16 protein-coding genes and 3 tRNA genes are annotated in these 18,357 nt (G+C 25.6%); 9 read left to right on the forward strand and 10 right to left on the reverse strand.

The features are described from left to right. Positions 1–39 precede the first annotated feature (39 nt). Both infA and aspS read left to right on the forward strand, forming a co-directional pair. Positions 40–258, forward strand: coding sequence for a translation initiation factor IF-1 (gene infA / locus D9V77_RS01580; RefSeq protein ID WP_158338428.1), 219 nt, complete (start codon positions 40–42; stop codon positions 256–258). A gap of 132 nt (positions 259–390) precedes the next feature. Continuing rightward, the gene (gene aspS, locus D9V77_RS01585; protein ID WP_158338430.1) at positions 391–2,157 is read left to right on the forward strand and encodes an aspartate--tRNA ligase; all 1,767 of its coding nucleotides are present in this window, start codon (positions 391–393) and stop codon (positions 2,155–2,157) included. Here the strand turns inward: aspS and znuB are convergent. The 3 genes from znuB to pyk all read right to left on the reverse strand — a co-directional run bounded on the left by znuB (position 2,154) and on the right by pyk (position 5,780). Further along, positions 2,154–2,939: a zinc ABC transporter permease subunit ZnuB gene (gene znuB, locus D9V77_RS01590; RefSeq protein WP_158338432.1), complete on the reverse strand. Its 786-nt coding sequence runs from the start codon at positions 2,937–2,939 to the stop codon at positions 2,154–2,156. The genes aspS and znuB overlap by 4 nt on opposite strands. 35 nt (positions 2,940–2,974) lie before the next feature. Beyond that, entirely contained in the window at positions 2,975–3,691 is a 717-nt protein-coding gene (gene znuC / locus D9V77_RS01595; protein WP_158338434.1) for a zinc ABC transporter ATP-binding protein ZnuC, read from the reverse strand. 646 nt (positions 3,692–4,337) lie between these two features. Further along, entirely contained in the window at positions 4,338–5,780 is a 1,443-nt protein-coding gene (gene pyk, locus D9V77_RS01600; protein ID WP_158338436.1) for a pyruvate kinase, read from the reverse strand. 289 nt (positions 5,781–6,069) lie between these two features. On the opposite strand from pyk, the gene zwf reads away from it, so the two are divergent. From zwf to tsaB, 5 genes are all read left to right on the forward strand, one after another. Beyond that, positions 6,070–7,545, forward strand: coding sequence for a glucose-6-phosphate dehydrogenase (zwf, locus tag D9V77_RS01605; RefSeq protein WP_158338438.1), 1,476 nt, complete (start codon positions 6,070–6,072; stop codon positions 7,543–7,545). Between the two features lie 188 nt (positions 7,546–7,733). Next, positions 7,734–8,612 (forward strand): protease HtpX, encoded by an 879-nt coding sequence (htpX, locus tag D9V77_RS01610; RefSeq protein ID WP_158338440.1) that lies wholly within the window; start codon positions 7,734–7,736, stop codon positions 8,610–8,612. 342 nt (positions 8,613–8,954) lie between these two features. Then, positions 8,955–9,164 carry a cold shock-like protein CspC gene (gene cspC, locus D9V77_RS01615; protein ID WP_158338442.1) on the forward strand — a complete coding sequence of 70 codons (210 nt, stop codon included), beginning with the start codon at positions 8,955–8,957 and terminating at the stop codon, positions 9,162–9,164. 247 nt (positions 9,165–9,411) lie between these two features. After that, a complete protein-coding gene (locus D9V77_RS01620) occupies positions 9,412–10,986 on the forward strand; it encodes a TerC family protein (RefSeq protein ID WP_158338444.1) in 1,575 nt (524 codons plus the stop codon). A gap of 62 nt (positions 10,987–11,048) precedes the next feature. Then, positions 11,049–11,714 (forward strand): tRNA (adenosine(37)-N6)-threonylcarbamoyltransferase complex dimerization subunit type 1 TsaB, encoded by a 666-nt coding sequence (tsaB, locus tag D9V77_RS01625; RefSeq protein ID WP_158338446.1) that lies wholly within the window; start codon positions 11,049–11,051, stop codon positions 11,712–11,714. 144 nt (positions 11,715–11,858) lie between these two features. On the opposite strand, the gene minE is transcribed toward tsaB, so the two are convergent. The 3 genes from minE to minC are packed head-to-tail and all read right to left on the reverse strand — an operon-like array spanning position 11,859 to position 13,666. Beyond that, complete coding sequence (gene minE, locus D9V77_RS01630; protein WP_158338448.1) at positions 11,859–12,110, reverse strand: cell division topological specificity factor MinE; 252 nt, start codon at positions 12,108–12,110, stop codon at positions 11,859–11,861. A gap of 2 nt (positions 12,111–12,112) precedes the next feature. Further along, entirely contained in the window at positions 12,113–12,925 is an 813-nt protein-coding gene (gene minD / locus D9V77_RS01635) for a septum site-determining protein MinD (protein ID WP_158338450.1), read from the reverse strand. A gap of 27 nt (positions 12,926–12,952) precedes the next feature. Further along, entirely contained in the window at positions 12,953–13,666 is a 714-nt protein-coding gene (gene minC, locus D9V77_RS01640) for a septum site-determining protein MinC (RefSeq protein WP_158338452.1), read from the reverse strand. 256 nt (positions 13,667–13,922) lie between these two features. On the opposite strand from minC, the gene rsmC reads away from it, so the two are divergent. Continuing rightward, positions 13,923–14,933: a 16S rRNA (guanine(1207)-N(2))-methyltransferase RsmC gene (rsmC, locus tag D9V77_RS01645; protein ID WP_158338454.1), complete on the forward strand. Its 1,011-nt coding sequence runs from the start codon at positions 13,923–13,925 to the stop codon at positions 14,931–14,933. Positions 14,934–14,948: 15 nt separating this feature from the next. On the opposite strand, the gene D9V77_RS01650 is transcribed toward rsmC, so the two are convergent. Together D9V77_RS01650 and D9V77_RS01655 are read right to left on the reverse strand one after the other, a co-directional pair. After that, positions 14,949–15,035: transfer RNA gene (locus tag D9V77_RS01650), tRNA-Leu, on the reverse strand. 14 nt (positions 15,036–15,049) lie between these two features. Further along, positions 15,050–15,120: transfer RNA gene (locus D9V77_RS01655), tRNA-Cys, on the reverse strand. 175 nt (positions 15,121–15,295) lie between these two features. Here D9V77_RS01655 and D9V77_RS01660 point away from each other — a divergent pair. Further along, positions 15,296–15,380 (forward strand) — tRNA-Ser (locus D9V77_RS01660). Between the two features lie 42 nt (positions 15,381–15,422). On the opposite strand, the gene D9V77_RS01665 is transcribed toward D9V77_RS01660, so the two are convergent. Together D9V77_RS01665 and murJ are read right to left on the reverse strand one after the other, a co-directional pair. After that, positions 15,423–16,469 carry an OmpA family protein gene (locus tag D9V77_RS01665; protein ID WP_158338456.1) on the reverse strand — a complete coding sequence of 349 codons (1,047 nt, stop codon included), beginning with the start codon at positions 16,467–16,469 and terminating at the stop codon, positions 15,423–15,425. Positions 16,470–16,601: 132 nt separating this feature from the next. Next, on the reverse strand, positions 16,602–18,137 hold the full coding sequence (gene murJ / locus D9V77_RS01670; protein ID WP_158338458.1) for a murein biosynthesis integral membrane protein MurJ: 1,536 nt from the start codon (positions 18,135–18,137) through the stop codon (positions 16,602–16,604). Positions 18,138–18,357 lie beyond the last annotated feature (220 nt).

Consider the following 18,357-nt stretch of genomic DNA (forward strand, 5'->3'; position numbering starts at 1 on the left):
ATGAAATTAATTATATTTAATATTTTTTATGAGGGAAAAATGTCTAAAGAAGAAAACATTGAAATGCAAGGAGTTGTAATAGATACATTACCTAATACCATGTTTCGCGTGGAATTAGAAAATAAACATATTATTACTGCACATATTTCAGGAAAAATGAGAAAAAATTACATTAGAATACTAACAGGTGATAAAGTAACCGTAGAATTAACTCCTTATGATTTGACTAAAGGAAGAATTATTTTTAGAAGTCGTTAATCAAAAAAATCAATTATTTTCTAAAAAATAAAATCCATTTCTTAAAAAACTTATCTAGTTGAAAAAATCCTTTAAAAAAACGAGTTCTTTCTTATTTTCAGTAAAAAAATAAAAAAATTTTAAAGAGAATTTATGCGTACTAAATATTGTGGAAAAATTCGAATAATTCATTTAAATAAAATAGTGAAGTTATGTGGTTGGGTACATAAAATAAGAAATTTTGGTCAATTTATTTTTGTTGACATGAGGGATTATACTGGTCTTATTCAAGTTATTTTTGAATTAAAAAATAATATTGTTTTTAAAAAAGCTTTAAATTTAAGAAATGAATTTTGTATTCAAATCACGGGTACTGTTCAAAAAAGAGAAGAAAAAAATAAAAATGTCAAAATTAGCACTGGAGAAATAGAAATATTAGCAAGTGTATTAAATATTTTAAATACATCACAAGCATTACCATTAAATTATACAAATAATAATCATGATGACTCTAGATTAAAATATCGCTATTTAGATTTACGCTCTTTTAATATTCTAGACAATCTTAAAATAAGAAATAAAATAACTTATTTGATAAGAAATTTTATGATGAAGAAAAATTTCCTAGATATTGAAACTCCTATTCTTACAAAATCTACACCAGAAGGTGCTAGAGACTATTTAGTACCTAGTCGAAACCATCCAGGAAAATTTTATGCACTGCCTCAATCCCCCCAATTGTTTAAACAAATCTTAATGATTGCAGGTATAGATAGATATTATCAAATAGTAAAATGTTTTCGTGATGAGGATTTGCGTTCTGATCGACAGCCAGAATTTACGCAAATCGATATTGAAGTTTCTTTTATGAATGCTAAAAAAATTCGTAATTTAGTAGAAAAACTTATAAAAACACTTTGGTCAAAAATAGTAAATTTTAATTTTAAAAAATTTCCTGAAATGTCTTTTCATGAATCAATGAAAAAGTATGGATCAGATAAGCCAGATTTACGAAATCCAATTGAAATCATTGATATATCTAATATATGTAAAGATGAAAAATTTATATTTTTTTTTAATTTAAACACTACAAAAAATAATCGGATAGCATTATTATGTATTCCTCAAGGTGCAGATTTAAGTCGCAAAAAAATTGATATTTATACTCAATACGTAAAAAAATTTGATTCAAAAAAATTATTTTATATTAAAATAATAGAAAATTATATTGGATGTAAAAGTGTTTATAGTTCAATGAAACAAATTTTAGATGAAACAACTTTAAGAAAAATAATAGAGAAAAGCAAAGCTAAAAATGGAGATATATTGTTTTTAGTTGCTGATGAAGAACATATTGTTAATAAATCGCTTGGTATGTTGCGTTTAAAATTAGGAAGTGATCTTGATATCACTCAAAAAAATAGTTGGAAACCAGTATGGATAGTTGATTTTCCTATGTTTACTAAAGACATAAAAGGAAACATTTCTTCTGTTCATCATCCATTCACAGCCATAAAAAAAATGGATATAAAAAAATTAAAAAGTTCACCTAATACTGCTATTTCAGATAGTTATGATCTTGTAATAAATGGCTATGAAATCGGCGGGGGTTCAGTTCGTATTAATGATGTTAATATACAAAAAACAGTCTTCGACATTATTGGAATAAAAAAATCAATACAAAACAAAAAATTTGGATTCTTAATAGAAGCGTTAAAATATGGTGCTCCTCCGCACGCAGGAATAGCTTTAGGATTAGATAGAATTGTTATGCTTTTAACTCATAGTGAAAATATTAGAGATGTTATTGCTTTCCCAAAAACAACATCGGCGACTTGTTTAATGACTGATTCTCCAAGCACAATAAATAATGTATTATTACAAGAACTAGGTATAAAAATTTTAAAAAATAGATATTAAAGATATTTTTTTATATTACTTAACAAACATAAAAACGAAGAACATAAAACAATAGATGGACTAGCGGGTGTATTATAAAAAATAGATAGCAATATTCCTCCTGTAACAGATATGATACTGACTATTATAGCAATAAAAACCATTTTTTCCGGAGAACCAGAAAAATGTTGTGCAGTTGCAGGTGGGATGATTAACAAAGATGTGATTAATAATGCACCTACAAATTTAATTGCTATCGCAATAGTAAAAGCAGTCATTAACATTATAGTTAAACGAGCATAGAAGATATTTATACCATCTATTTTAGCTAGTTCTTCATTAATAGTTGCTGATAAAATAGAATTCCAACGAAAAAGTAAAATACTAACTATTATCATACTGCTTATTGAGATAATAAGTAGATCTAATTTTGTCACAGATAACAAATCACCGAATAAATAATTAGTAACATCTACTGTTTTTTTACTAGACATTAAACTAATCAAAACTATTCCTAAGGACAACGAACTATGTGAAACTATACTTAATATAGTTTCTAATGACATAGATAATAGTTCTTCCAAACACGCTAAAATAATTGCAATTAAAATCATTAGAAAAAACAAAGCATAAAACGAATGAATATTAAATGCAATAGATATCGCTATACCAAGCAAGGAAGAATGGGATAAGGTATCACCAAAAGATGACATGCGCCGCCAAACTATAAATGAACCTAATGGACCAGTTGTTAAAGACAATATAACACCTGCTAACCATCCTGGAAGAATTAGTTCAAACATAAAAAAATTACTCTATAATTAGATTATTATATACTTTAAAAATTATGAACATGATTATGATCATGATGGTAAATAGCTAATTCTTTTACATATTTATATCCAAATATAGAAATAAATTCTACATTATTACAAACTGCTTCTGGAGTTCCAGAACAACAAACATGATTATTCAAACAAATTACATCATCTGTTTTGGCCATAACAAAATTTAAATCATGAGAAACTATTAAAATAGAACATTTTAGTTCATATCGAATTTCATTAATTAATTTATATAAAGCCAGTTGTCCTGTCACATCTACCCCTTGTGTGGGTTCATCTAAAACTAGAAGTTTAGGATTATTTAATAAAGCTTTTGCTAAAAGAATTCTCTGTATTTCTCCGCCAGATAACTTTTGCAATTGACAAAATTTTAAAGATTCTGCTTTTACACGTCGCAACATTTCTGATATTTTTATATTATTTGTTTTATGTGATAATTGCATAAATCGTTCTACTGTAATTGGCAATAAAGTATTAATGTTTAATTTTTGAGGCACATAACCAATCGATAAATTATATGCACGCATAATTGTACCTGAATTAGGTTTTATTAACCCTAAAATGATGCGTACTAAAGTAGATTTACCAGCTCCGTTAGGTCCAATTAAAGTAAGAACACGATTGGGAATTAAAGATAAAGATATATTGGTCAGAATAGAACGATTGGATAAATTTACACAAACATTTTTTAATTTTATACATTCAAACATAGTGTTATAAATTATTTATTTTAATCTTAATATTATAAGATATATTTTCAAAGATGGACATTGATATTACATTAAATATAAAAAATATTACATCAATTAACAATTTTTTTCTAAATTTTAATATTAAACTTATTGAGTTCTACTATAAAAAATTCATCCATCGAAAAAATTTAGTAGAAGTAAATATAAAAGATTACTTTATCATAAAAGACTATATATTTAGTATGTATTACACAAATATAAAATAAGATGATTTATTAATTTCTAATATAAGATTATATTTAAAACGATTTTTTAAAATAACACATAATCTTTTAAAAAAGATAAAACTAAATTTATTCAAACAAAATATTAATAATATTAATAATATTAATAATATTAAATATGTAAATTCTTAATATTAATAATATAGAAAATTTATAAAAAAATAGATTTTAAATAAAAAATTTTAAAACTCAATTAAACATGATTCATGCTATAATATTCTTTGAAAGTTAGACTAAAAAATGCATTCTTTAATAATTAATCCTTTAAAAAAACTTAGTCAAGTAAATATACAATAAAAATTTATGCTTATTAAGCATATTTTTTATATTCCTTAATAAATATGTAAAAACAAACAACATAAAAAATAATCAGAAAGAAATTATACAACTTTCAAAATTCTACTAGTATTAGTTTTACCTATTCTTCCCATAATATCACCTTGAGTTATAATAACTAATTCGCCGCTGCATAAAAAACCTTTTTTACATAAAAGAATAATTGCTTCATCAGCAGCTTGAAAACCATTGCTTGCACTATTGAAATACACAGGTGTAACACCTCTATAAAGAGCTGCTAAATTTAAAGTTTTTTTGTTTTTTGACAAAGCAAAGATAGGTAATCCAGATGTAATCCGAGATGTCATAAGTGCAGTTTTACCTGATTCTGTCATCGTTATAATTGCTGTAATCCCCTGTAAATGATTTGCAACATACATTGCTGACATTGCAATTGCTTCTTCAATATCATTAAATTTTGCATTAATTCGATGTCTAGAGACATTAATACTGGGTACTTTTTCTGCACCTTGACAAATTTTTGCCATTTTTATAACTGTTTCAGACGGATATTTACCAGACGCCGTTTCTGCTGAAAGCATGACTGCATCAGTACCATCTAAAACAGCATTCGCTACATCCATGACTTCTGCACGAGTAGGTAATGGATTTGTAATCATAGATTCCATCATTTGTGTTGCTGTAATTACTATTCTATTTAATTGTCTAGCCGTTCTAATTAATTTCTTTTGAATACCTGCCAATTCAGGATCGCCAATTTCTACACCTAAATCACCTCTGGCTATCATAATTGCATCTGATGCTAAGATGATATCTTCTATAGTATTTTGACTTATTACGGCTTCAGCACGTTCTATTTTTGCTATAATTTTAGCATTACTCCCAGATTTCTGAGCTAATTTTCGCGCTTTTTTTAAATCATCACTGCATCTTGGAAAAGATATTGCTAAATAATCTACATCAATTTCCGCTGCAAGAATTATGTCTTTTTCATCTTTTTTAGTTAATGCATTTGCAGATAGACCACCGCCTAATTTATTAATACCTTTGTTATTAGAGAGAATTCCTCCGATAATAACCCTTGTTAATATTTCATGATCAGTTACTTTAATAACTTTTAATTGTATTCTACCATCATCTAATAATAATATATCACTAACTTTTAGATCATACGGTAATTGTTTATAATCAATACCCACTCGTTCTTTAGTTCCATTATTTTTTCCTAATATTGCATCTAATACAAAAAAATCACCGATATTTAAAAAAATATTATTTGTTTTAAATTTAGATATTCTAATCTTAGGACCTTGCAAATCGCCAAGCAATGCAATATGACAATTTAAATTTTTCATTATTTCTCTTGCTTTCTTCGCTCTTAGTTTGTGTTCATTTTCTGAGCCATGGGAAAAATTAAATCGAAGAACATTTGCTCCAGAACGAATGATTTTTTCTAAATTATTATCAATATCTGTCGAAGGTCCTAAAGTCACGACAATTTTAGTTCTTCTTAATCGGTTTAACATAATAAACACCTTGTACAAAGTTTTTAAAAAAAATTTTATATTTTTATGTGAATTCTAATAATGTGAAATATTTATTTATATTTAATAAGTTATTTAGTAAAATTAATAAAAATATTTTCATTATAGATAATATCTTATAAAAGATAAAAAATCTTAAATAATAGTATTTATATAAAAGAATATTTATATTAAAAAAATTTTTTATTAAAATTTTTTGATAAATACTATTATGTAAATAATTATATTAAAATTTTTAATTTTATATATAAATTTTAAAAAAGAGAAGATTATGAGTATAGAAATCAATCAAGCTTGCGATTTAGTAATTTTTGGTGCTAAAGGAGATTTAACAAAAAGAAAACTACTACCTGCTTTATATAAATTAGAAAAATCTAAAAAAATACACAAATATACACGAATAATTGCTTCAGGTCGTGCTGATTGGAGTACTCAAGATTATATAAAAATAGTAAAAACAGCAATAAAAAATTTTTTAAATGAAGAAATTGATGATTTTATTTGGAAAAAACTTAGTTCTCGTATATATTTTTGTAACGTTGATGTCTATAAATTATTACATTTTTTTAGATTAAAAGAAATTTTAGATCAAAAAAAAAATATAACTATTTATTATTGTGCTGTTCCTCCTAATACATTAAATTCTATTTTTATAGGTTTAGGAAATGCAAATTTAAATTCTATTTCATCTCGTATAGTTTTAGAAAAACCATTAGGAATTTGTTTAAAAACATCAAAAATAATTAACAATCAAATTTCTAAATATTTTTTAGAATCACAAATTTTTCGTATTGATCATTATCTCGGAAAAGAATCAATACTTAATCTTCTCGCTCTACGATTTGCTAATTCATTTTTTTTTCATAATTGGAATAATACCGCTATTGATCATATTCAAATCACTGTATCTGAAGAAGTTGGCATTGAAGGTAGATGGAATTACTTTGATACGACGGGACAAATGAAAGACATGGTACAAAACCATCTTTTACAAATATTAACTATTCTTGCCATGGATCAACCAAAAGATATTACAGCCGAAAATATTCGACATGAAAAAGTAAAAATACTACGAGCTCTAAATCCTATTGATATAAAAAATATAAATAAAAAAACTGTTCGAGGACAATATTGTTCTGGATTGATTAAAGGGGTAAAAGTACCTTCATATTTAGAAGAATATGGTGCAAATAAAACAAGTGCAACTGAAACATTTGTTGCTATAAAGGCAAGCCTCAATAATAAGAAATGGTCAGGAGTTCCTTTTTATTTAAGAACAGGAAAACGTTTAGCACACAAGTATTCTGAAATTGTAGTTTTTTTTAAGAAAATGCCTATAAACTTATTTCAAAATTTAAATAAAGAATTATTACAAAACAAATTAGTTATACGTTTAGAACCTGATTCAAATATTAAATTTGAATTTTTGAATAAAACCCTAGGATTAGAAAAGGAGTATAAATTAGAACATTCTCAACTTAAATCTAGTAATTTTTATGAAAAAAATTCTAAAAATTCAATTGATGCTTATGAAAGATTATTATTTGAAAGTATGAGAGGTATACAATCTTTATTTGTATGTCGTGATGAAGTAGAAGAAGCATGGAAATGGATAGATCCCATTATAGATGCATGGAAAAATTCTAAAAATAACATCCCTCAATTATATATGTCTGGAACTTGGGGTCCTAAAGATGCAGATTTACTTCTTCTTCGTGACAATCGTTATTGGTATAAATTTAATTAAAAAAATCTTAAAAAATTTATCTATCTTGACTTGATCAAGATAACTATGATAGCTTAAAAATTAATTTTTTAATATTTTTAAAAATCGAAAACAATAATAAAAAACTTGTATGTTTTAATATTAAAAAAATATTTGATTTTAAATGTATATAAAATATCAATTTTGCTAATCGAGGAAGATAATATCTTATGATACGTATTATTCTTTTCTTATTAACTAATTTGGCAGTTATGTTAATATTTGGTCTGATTCTAATTTTAACAGGTATTCAGTCTAACAATATTTATGGTTTATTAATTATGTCGAGTCTATTTGGTTTTAGTGGTTCTATTTTATCATTAATTCTATCAAAATGGATCGCATTACGTTCTGTAAATGGTGAAATCATCATCCATCCTCGAAATGAGATAGAAAATTGGCTTATTAATACTGTTCGTAAACAATCCATTCAAAAAGGCATTATCATGCCTCAAATTGCAATATATCATGCAACTGATATTAATGCGTTTGCCACAGGAGCGCGTCGTAATTCTGCTTTAATTGCTGTTTCCACAGGATTATTAGAAAACATGACTCATCATGAAGCAGAAGCGGTAATTGCTCATGAAATTAGTCATATTGCAAATGGTGATATGATCACTATGACATTAGTTCAAGGCGTTGTGAATACTTTTGTAATTTTTATATCTCGCATTCTTTCTCAAATCATAAGTGGTATATTATCAAATAATAGAAATGAAAATAATACAGATGAAAAAAACCCTTTCATATATTTTTTGATTTCTACATTTCTAGAATTAACTTTTGGCGTCTTAGCTAGTATTATTACCATGTGGTTTTCTAGACATCGTGAATTTTATGCTGATGCTAGTTCGGCAAAAATGGTAGGTCGCGAAAAAATGATCTCTGCTTTAAATCGTTTAAAAAAAAGTCATGAACCTCAAGAATCTGATAGTATGATTGCGTTTTGTATAAATGGAAAATCTGATTCTCTTTTCAAGTTATTTGCATCTCATCCTTCTTTAGAAAACAGAATACAAGCATTACATAATAAAAAATATATGTAGTCAAAATATACTTTTCCTAATAGAAATTTATTTTTAATTTTTCTATTAGGAAGCTTGGAATGTATAAAAAAAATTTTTTTTAATAAATTTAAACTTGATTTTTTTTTATAAAAATGATAATATATAATGATATTATGCTTTTTTATTATTAATTAAATTTTTAGGTAAAAATAAGTTACAATTCTGTTATGCATAGAATATTAAATTTAAAAAAGTTTAGAAGTAAAGACGTTGACACAGCTTCTCTTGCCAAATCTTAAATTCATGCCTTATACAGTAATGTTTTTATTTTCTACATAAATTAGCAATAAGACTAATAAATTTTCTTAAGGAAATTACAAAATGGCTAAGATTAAAGGTCAAGTTAAGTGGTTCAACGAATCTAAAGGTTTTGGTTTTATCACACCATCAGATGGAAGTAAGGATGTTTTTGTACATTTTTCTTCAATTCAGGGAAATGGATTTAAAACATTAACTGAAGGGCAAAATGTTGAATTTGAAATTCAAGATGGACAAAAAGGTCCAGCTGCAATAAATGTTTTTTCTATATAAACTAAACATTAGTTAATACAAAACTAAATTTTTTAAAAAGCCCTCTGTTAAATAAATCAGAGGACTTCGTTTTTTAAATCCTCTAAAAATATCTATTTTTTACTATAATTACAAAATAAGTACTAACTTCACAAATAAATTCTTCAAAAAAAAATATTCATTCACATGACCTATTTTTATCAAAAAAATTTTTAATCTTCTAAATATAATAAATCAATATATCCTATTTTTTTACGGAGTTTTTCTGATGGAGTTTTTTTTAGACCCGTCAACTTGGGCTGGATTATTAACACTAGTTATACTAGAAGTAGTATTAGGCATTGATAATTTAATTTTTGTAGCAATTTTATCAGAAAAACTACCCCCTAATCAACGAGATAAAGCACGTTTAATCGGTTTAGGGCTAGCTTTAGTAATGCGTTTAGCATTACTATCATTAATATCTTGGGTTGTGACTCTTAATTCCCCTATTATTCATAATAGATTTTTTTCTTTATCTATACGTGATGTTATTCTTTTATTTGGTGGTTTTTTTTTATTATTTAAAACTACAATAGAATTACATGAAAGACTAGAAAATAATCATCATGAAAATTCAGAAAATAAAAATTATGCAGGTTTTTGGGCTGTAGTAATTCAAATAGTTGTTTTAGATGCAGTATTTTCTTTAGATGCAATAATAACAGCTGTAGGCATGGTCAATCAGCTATTAATTATGATGATAGCAGTAATATTAGCAACTATGCTTATGTTGTTAGCATCAAAAGCATTGACTAACTTTATTAATCTTCATCAAACAGTTGTAGTACTATGTCTTAGTTTTTTATTAATGATTGGTTTTAGTTTAATTACAGAAGCTTTGAGATTTTGTATTCCAAAAGGATATTTATATGCTGCCATTGGTTTTTCTGTTTTAATCGAAATTTTTAATCAGATAGCACGTCATAATTTTATGAAAAATCAATCTAGAAGACCTATGCGACAAAGAGCAGCAGAAGCTATTTTACGATTAATGGTAGGAGAAAATAATAAAACAAAAAAAATAAAAAAAACCACAAAAAGTAATAAAGAAAATACTTATGTTCAATCTTCAAAAGAATTAGAAACTTTTAAAGAAGAAGAAAGATATATGATCAACGGTGTTCTTACATTAGCCGGGCGTTCTATTAGAAGTATTATGACTCCACGAAGTAATATTTCTTGGGTAAACACAGAAAAAAACACTGATGAAATTCGAATGCAATTGTTAGACACACCACATAGCTTATTTCCAGTATGTAAAGGAGAACTAGATGAAATAATAGGTATTGTACGTGCTAAAGAATTATTAGTAGCTATTGAAAACAAAATAGATGTATCTACTTTTTCTAGTAAAATTCTACCAATTATTATACCAGATACGCTCGATCCTATCAATCTTCTTGGTGTGCTTCGTCGTGCACAGGGAAGTTTTGTAATTGTTAGTAACGAATTTGGAGTAGTACAAGGTTTAATTACTCCTCTAGATGTTTTAGAAGCTATAGCAGGAGAATTTCCAGATGCTGATGAAACTCCTGATATTATAAAAGAAAATAATAGTTGGTTAGTAAAAGGAGAGACTGACTTGCATTCATTACAACAACTACTAAATACTGAGGCACTAATTAAAGAAGATAATTATGCTTCTTTAGGAGGTTTATTAATTGCTCAGAAAGGTCAATTGCCTCTTCCAGGAGAAATAATTCATATATATCCTTTCTCTTTTCATATTGTTAAAGCAACAGAATATCGTATTGATTTAGTAAGAATTACTAAAAACAAAGATAATAATCAAGAAATATAAATAATTTTATAGAAAATAAAAAAATATATATTTTTAAGGTCAAAATAATTTCTGAGAAAAGCATGTCTAAAATAATTTTAGCAATTGATAGTTCGATTGATTGTTGTTCAGTTGCAGTTTATAAAAACAAATATATTTATTCTCTATCAGAGAAATGTAAAAAAAAACACACTTCTCAAATATTACCTATGATTCAAGAAACATTATTGAAAGCCAATACAGAATTTAAAAAATTAGATTATATTTCTTTTGCTAAAGGCCCTGGAAATTTTACAAGTATACGTATTGCAGCAAGTATTGCACAAAGTTTATCGTTCAGTTTAAAAATCCCTCTAATAAGTATTTCTACATTAGCTATTATGGCTGAAAAAGCATGGCGAAAATACAAACAAAAACAAATATTAGTTCTAATTAATGCAAAAAAAACAGAAGTATATTGGGGGCAATACATAAGAAATAAAGAATCTATTTGGATAGGAGAACACACTGAATCTTTGATGAAAAAAAAAATAATTATAGAAAAAATTAATAATTTAAAGAAAAAATGGACGCTTGTCGGTAATGAATCTCAACTTATTCAAGTTAAAAACTTTTTACATATAAATAATACTAAAATTTTTTCTCCTAATGCAAAAGATATAATTCCCTTTGCTTTATTAACAATAAAAAATAAAAAATTATTTTCACTTGAAGAAAATAGTATTAATTATTTATATGATAAATTTTAAAAAAAGATCTTATTATCTTGATAATATAAAAAAACAATCAATGCTGAAATATTAAACATACTTCAGTATTGATTGAACTAAATTATCATTAAATAATAAAAAATAAATTTTAATTATTTTATTAAAAATATATTTTTTAATAATTTAATCAGGCAAAACAATATTTAATTCTAATATAGAAATATCTTCATTTTTTTGTTCTAATTGAACTGTTACCATATTGGGTTCTATATTTACATATTTACAAATGACAGATAATATTTCACGTTTTAATTGTGGAAAATAATCCGGTTCATTATCATATTTTCTTTGTTCTGCAACAATTATTTGCAATCTCTCTTTTGCAACATTAGCAGTATTTTTGTTCCGGGATAAAAAAAAATCCAATAAAGCCATACCTATCTCCCGAATAAACGTTGTAAAAAACTTTTCTTTTCTTCTTCAATAAAACGAAACTGATGCTCTTCACCTAATAATCGATTTACAGTATCACTGTAAGCATGTCCTGCATTTGAATTCATATCTAATATTATAGATTCGCCTTGATTAGACGCACGAAGAACAGATGTATCTTCTGGAATCACACCTATTATAGGTATTTGAAGAATATCTAAAACGTCGGTCATACTTAACATTTCGCCTTTTTTTACACGTCTGGGATTATACCGTGTTAATAAAAGATATTCTTTAATAGGAGTTTTGTTTTGTTCAGCTCTTTTTGATTTTGATGCAATTATTCCTAAGATTCGATCAGAATCCCGTACTGAAGAAACTTCAGGATTAGTAGTAATAATTGCTTCATCAGCAAAATATATTGCTAAAATGGCACCTGTTTCGATTCCTGCAGGTGAATCACAAATAATAAAATCAAATTCCATTTTTATTAGCTCTGTTAAAACTTTCTCAACTCCTGTGGCTGTTAAAGAATCTTTATCTCGAGTTTGTGACGCAGGAAGTATAAATAAATTATTTGTTTTTTTATCTTTAATTATAGCTTGATTAAGAGTTGCATCACCTTGAATGACATTAATAAAATCATATACTACTCTACGTTCACATCCCATAATTAAGTCTAAATTTCTTAACCCTATATCAAAATCTATAACAATTGTTTTTTTGCCTTTTTGTGCTAAACCTGTTGCAATGGCTGCACTTGAAGTAGTTTTACCTACACCTCCTTTCCCTGAAGTTACTACAATGATCCGTGTCATATTAAAAATATCCTTAAAAAAACACACTCAACTGAGAGAATTGATAGTTAAAAATTTATTTTTTAAGTAAATTTGCGCTGATTTTCCGAAAAACTCTGATGGTATTTGGTCTGATAACCAATATTCCCCAGATATAGAGACTAACTCAGCAAATAATCCTGTGCAAAAAATTTTTCTTGATGAGTCTCCATTAGCACCTGCAAGTACTCTACCTCGAACTATACCATAAATATGAATATTTCCATCAGCTACTAATTCAGCACCAGCACTGACATTGTTTACAACTATTAAATCAGCGTGTTTAGCATAAATTTTTTGACCTGAACGTACAGGTATATCTATAATATGAGTTTTTTCTACTTTATTATTTATTGCTTTTTTTTCATTTTTTATGGGATTAATACAAAGATTGGTAACAAAATTATATTTTTTCTTTTTTCTTTCGGACAAAACAGGTAATCCGGAATCAATAATATTTTTTTTTAATATATTATCTTGACAGCCACTTACTCCTACAACGAAAAAACCATGAGAACTAATAGTGTCTTGTATTTTTTTCCAGTCTACTGTACTACATAATCTTGACACATTAATAATAATAGGTGCATTTTTAAAAAATTTTGGACATTCTTGAGTTTTTTTATATAATGATTCATTAATTAAATCTATATTTTGATTATTTAAATAAAGTACTAATAATGTAAAATTACTACTTTTAAGTTCGATAGATTTTTTTTGCATATTTATTGCTCAATGATATTAACTTATATGCATATAAAATTTATATACAAATATAATTTTTATTTTTTATATTCGATGAAAATTAATAAAATTTTACGCAGGTAAATTATAGTATAAATACTATATGATAACAATTTCTATTTTTTTATTAAAAATAAAAAATATATAAAAAAAATCTTATGAAATACATGAACATTTTTAATAAAAATAATGATAAGTCATAAATTTATTAAAATTTACAAGGAAAAGTATTATTTTGTTAATATCTAAAAATAGTCAACTTATACTACGTCATAGCGAAATATTTCAAACAAAAAAAGTTTTCTTTTCAGGGAATATACAAGATGATTTCCCTCTACATTTATACACTATTATTACAAAAATAAATCTTCAAAAAAAAAATAATTATATCAGTTTCAAAAAACAAAATAAAAATATTGATGTTTATAATAATTTATTAGTTTCTCAGGAAATGACAAATAATTGCGATACAATAATTTATTATTGGCCTAAAGATAAATCTGAAGCAAAATTTCAATTGATCAATATTATTTCGTGCTTTCCAATTAATACAGAAATATTCATTGTAGGAAATAATTCGAGTGGAGTCAAAAGTGCCCCATCAATTTTTAACAAATGGATTGAAATAAATAAAATTGAAAAAGCTAAACATTCTATTTTAATTTCCGGTTTTATTAAAAAAAATAGCGTTTTTATATTAGAAGATTTTTTTAAAACGCATATATGGGAAAATTTAATTATAAAATCACTACCAGGAGTTTTTGGCCACAAAAAAATAGATGAAGGAAGTAAATTGCTCGTTTCTACTTTTTCAAGAAAAATAACAGGAAATGTTTTAGATATAGGTTGCGGGACAGGATTTTTATCAGTATCTTTATTGTATTCTTCGCCAAATGTAAAATTAACGTTAGTCGATAATAGTCTGTGTGCATTAAAATGTAGCCAAGAAACACTTGATTATAATAAATTAACAGGGGAAATAATTTATAGCAATTTGTACTCAAACATCTTTAAAAAATTTAATTTAATTATTTCTAATCCACCTTTTCATCATGATTTAAAAACAAATTTTAATATTATAGAAGAAATGATCCGTAATTCTCGAAAATATTTAATGTTAAAAGGAGAGCTGAGATTTGTAACAAATAGTTGTTTTAAATATGATTTCTTATTAAAGGAATTTTTTAAGAAACATTGCATACTAAAGAAAACAAGTAAATACAAAGTATATCAAGCTTTTTTATAACGCTTGTAATTTTTTTGGTACCCGGAGCGGGACTTGAACCCGCAAAGCTATAAAGCCGAGGGATTTTAAGTCCCTTGTGTCTACCAATTTCACCATCCGGGCGTAAAAAATTTTAGAGGCGTATCCCGGAATCGAACCGGGTTATACGGATTTGCAATCCGCTACATATCCAATCTGCCAATACGCCTATAATTTTATTATAGAAAAAAAAAAGAAAAATTACAAATAAAAAGATAATTTTTTTAAAAAAATAAATTTATACAAATAAAATAAAATTACCTTTGCAATAAATAATATAATGATTTATCATTATATGAATAATTTATTGTATTATTTATAAATCATTGTCTTGTGTTTACATCGGAGAGATGGCCGAGCGGTTTAAGGCAGCGGTCTTGAAAACCGCCGACGAGAAATCGTCCGAGAGTTCGAATCTCTCTCTCTCCGAAAAAAATATATCAGACTTTAACGAACTGCGCTAAATAAAATTTATTGCATATCAGACAAAACTTCAATTTCAACACGACGATCCGGAGCTAAACAACTAATTAGCAAAGGTCTATTTCCTATATCTTTACATACTTGATTAGTTAATGGATATAAATTCCCCATACCTTTAACAGTAATGTTTTCTTCAGAAAAACCTCGAGACGTTAGATAATTTTTAATACTATAGGCTCGATCTTCAGACAATTTTTGATTATATTCCTCATTACCTATTCTATCAGAGTGCCCTAAAAGAATAATAGAAATATTTTTTAATTTCATGTCTTTAATGTCATTATCTAATTTATTTAATTTATCATAAGAAATAGGTTTTAATTTTGCACTATTAAAAGGAAAATTTATGTTTTCATTTAATACGCTATATTGTGTATTTGTTAATTCAGAATCATCAGATATAAACATATCATTCATGTTTGATGTTCCAAACTTCCATCCAATAGATATAACTGCATCTCCCGAAGAAGGTTTCATGGATCGATCTATTATATTTTTAACACTATTTTTCCAATTATAATCTAATCTAGTGATAAATTTATCATTAAAAATATACTCAGCACCCAAAGAAACACTCGGAAATAGTGATGTATTTTTAGTAAATAAGTTTTTAAAAACATTTGTAGAAGTGAGATCATCCCATAAAAATATTCCACCTAATTTCGTGTAAAGATGAAAATCATTCGTAATTGGATATGATAACTTGGTTGCTAATTTAAGATTGTTAAATTGCACATGTTCTGCATTCTTTTCAAACATAAAATGAGGGAAAAAACCATTAGTATCATTTTCTACTTCAAAACCAAAATATGGATTAAATTCATATCCTAAAAACAAACCAATAATTGGAGCATTAAAATTTTCTGTCAAAAAATTACTATCATTGACTTGAGAATGATTCATATCAGATTGTATAGGATTAAAATGAGACCATCCCAGTTTTGTACCTAAGTACCATCCATTTTGTTCGTCAGCCTGAACAGGGGTAATTAAGCTTGCTAATAATAATACGATAGCAAGAGCTTTTTTTTTCATTTGAAACTCCATTGTTTTTAGATGAACTATAAGAAACATGAAATTTATATAATATTATATAATAAATATTATATTAATCATATATCAATGAAAAATAATCATTAATATGTGATTAGTATAATACTACCTTATTTAAGAAAATTTATAAGAAAAACTTAACAAACGTACTCCTAAAAAATTTAACATTAAAAAATATACAATCCCCGAAACTAATAATACTAAGAACAAACGGATCATTTTATTAAAAAATGAACCTATATTCCACAGTGGCATCATATGTAATATAAAAAATAAAATTATAATCATTACTAAAGTAGATAAAATTATATGAATAATAAAAATTAATTCTTTATATGTAAAAGATATAATTTTTCTTCGATGTAATTTCCAATAAAGCAATAAAAAATTTATCCAACTAGATATGCTAATAGATAAAGCAAGACCAGCATGTTTAAAATAAAACACAAAAAATGGATTCATTAATTGAGTCAAAACAAGCGTGAATAATGAAATCTTCATAGGAGTATTTATTTCTTCACAAGCATAAAAAGCAGAAGCTAAAATTTTTACTAAAATAAATGAAATCAAGCCAAAAGAATATAATTTTAATGAAGTTCCTGTCATTAAAACATCGATATCTGTGAATTTCCCATATTGAAAAAGAACTGTAATTATTGGTGTTGAAAGAAAAAAAATTATTGCTGCAGTCGGTAAAGATAAAATTAAACTAATACGAAAACCCCAATTAAATATTTTTTTATATTCTGATATTACACCGTTTTTATAATTTTTAGTCAGAGATGAAAACAAAATAGTGCTTAACGAAACACCTAATATACCTACTGGAAATTCTATTAACCGATCAGCATAATATATCCAAGATATTGATCCAGCATTAAGTAAGGAACTAAAAATAGTATTAATTATTAAGGAAACTTGATTTGCAGAAGCTCCTAAAATAGCAGGCCCCATTTTTCTTAAAACTCTTAACAGACCAATGTTGTTCCAACGAAAATTTGGTATTACTAACATATTTATTTTATATAAAAAAGGAAGTTGATAACAACATTGAATTAAACCGCCTATAATCACTGCCCATGCCAAAGAAATAATGCTGGGATTAAAAAATGTACTAAAAAATATAGAAAAAATAATAATACTAATATTTAAAAATATTGGTGAAAAAGCTGGAATAGAAAAATAATTCCAACTATTTAAAATAGATGAAAAAAATGAAGATAAAGAAATTAATAAAATGTAAGGAAACATTATTGTTAACAAATTTGCAGACAATATTAATTTTTCAGGTATTTTTGAAAAACCTGGCGCACTTATTGAAATTACAAATTGAGAAAAAAACATTCCTAAAATAGTTATTAAAAATAAAAAAAAGATCATAAAACTAGATATGGAAGAAATAAAATCTTGTAAATTTTTTTTATTTTCATTAGTTTTATATTCCATTAAAACAGGTATAAAAGCCTGAGAAAATGCACCATCAGAAAAAATACGACATAATAAATTAGGAATTTTAAAAGATATAAAAAAAGCATCAGTAAACATAGAAGCACCAAAAATACTCGCAATTAAAATATCTCGAACAAAACCTAATATACGAGAGATTAAAGTCATAAAACTTACAGATATTAAAGATTTTAAAAGATTCATTCCTAACTAACCTATAATCATAAAAAAATATTTCTGTTTTTTTAATTATACAATCATTTAAAGATCAATCTTAATTTTTTGGAATAATTATAAAAATATTTATAACATGTACATTTTAAAAAATTAATTGAACTAATCACTAACAATAATTTTTTATATTACATATTTATTTTAAAAAAATAAATGAAATAATATAGCCTAAATACTTTAAAAAAATTAA

It is taken from the genome of Buchnera aphidicola (Sitobion avenae) (genome assembly GCF_005082585.1).
Classification (GTDB): domain Bacteria; phylum Pseudomonadota; class Gammaproteobacteria; order Enterobacterales; family Enterobacteriaceae; genus Buchnera; species Buchnera aphidicola_Z.

Excerpts from the sequence above, each read along its gene's own strand:
- infA (WP_158338428.1), top strand. The coding sequence starts at position 40 with ATGTCTAAAGAAGAAAACATTGAAATGCAAGGAGTTGTAATAGATACA.
- aspS (WP_158338430.1), top strand. The coding sequence starts at position 391 with ATGCGTACTAAATATTGTGGAAAAATTCGAATAATTCATTTAAATAAA.
- znuB (WP_158338432.1), bottom strand. The coding sequence starts at position 2,939 with ATGTTTGAACTAATTCTTCCAGGATGGTTAGCAGGTGTTATATTGTCT.
- znuC (WP_158338434.1), bottom strand. The coding sequence starts at position 3,691 with ATGTTTGAATGTATAAAATTAAAAAATGTTTGTGTAAATTTATCCAAT.
- pyk (WP_158338436.1), bottom strand. The coding sequence starts at position 5,780 with ATGTTAAACCGATTAAGAAGAACTAAAATTGTCGTGACTTTAGGACCT.
- zwf (WP_158338438.1), top strand. The coding sequence starts at position 6,070 with ATGAGTATAGAAATCAATCAAGCTTGCGATTTAGTAATTTTTGGTGCT.
- htpX (WP_158338440.1), top strand. The coding sequence starts at position 7,734 with ATGATACGTATTATTCTTTTCTTATTAACTAATTTGGCAGTTATGTTA.
- cspC (WP_158338442.1), top strand. The coding sequence starts at position 8,955 with ATGGCTAAGATTAAAGGTCAAGTTAAGTGGTTCAACGAATCTAAAGGT.
- D9V77_RS01620 (WP_158338444.1), top strand. The coding sequence starts at position 9,412 with ATGGAGTTTTTTTTAGACCCGTCAACTTGGGCTGGATTATTAACACTA.
- tsaB (WP_158338446.1), top strand. The coding sequence starts at position 11,049 with ATGTCTAAAATAATTTTAGCAATTGATAGTTCGATTGATTGTTGTTCA.
- minE (WP_158338448.1), bottom strand. The coding sequence starts at position 12,110 with ATGGCTTTATTGGATTTTTTTTTATCCCGGAACAAAAATACTGCTAAT.
- minD (WP_158338450.1), bottom strand. The coding sequence starts at position 12,925 with ATGACACGGATCATTGTAGTAACTTCAGGGAAAGGAGGTGTAGGTAAA.
- minC (WP_158338452.1), bottom strand. The coding sequence starts at position 13,666 with ATGCAAAAAAAATCTATCGAACTTAAAAGTAGTAATTTTACATTATTA.
- D9V77_RS01665 (WP_158338456.1), bottom strand. The coding sequence starts at position 16,469 with ATGAAAAAAAAAGCTCTTGCTATCGTATTATTATTAGCAAGCTTAATT.
- murJ (WP_158338458.1), bottom strand. The coding sequence starts at position 18,137 with ATGAATCTTTTAAAATCTTTAATATCTGTAAGTTTTATGACTTTAATC.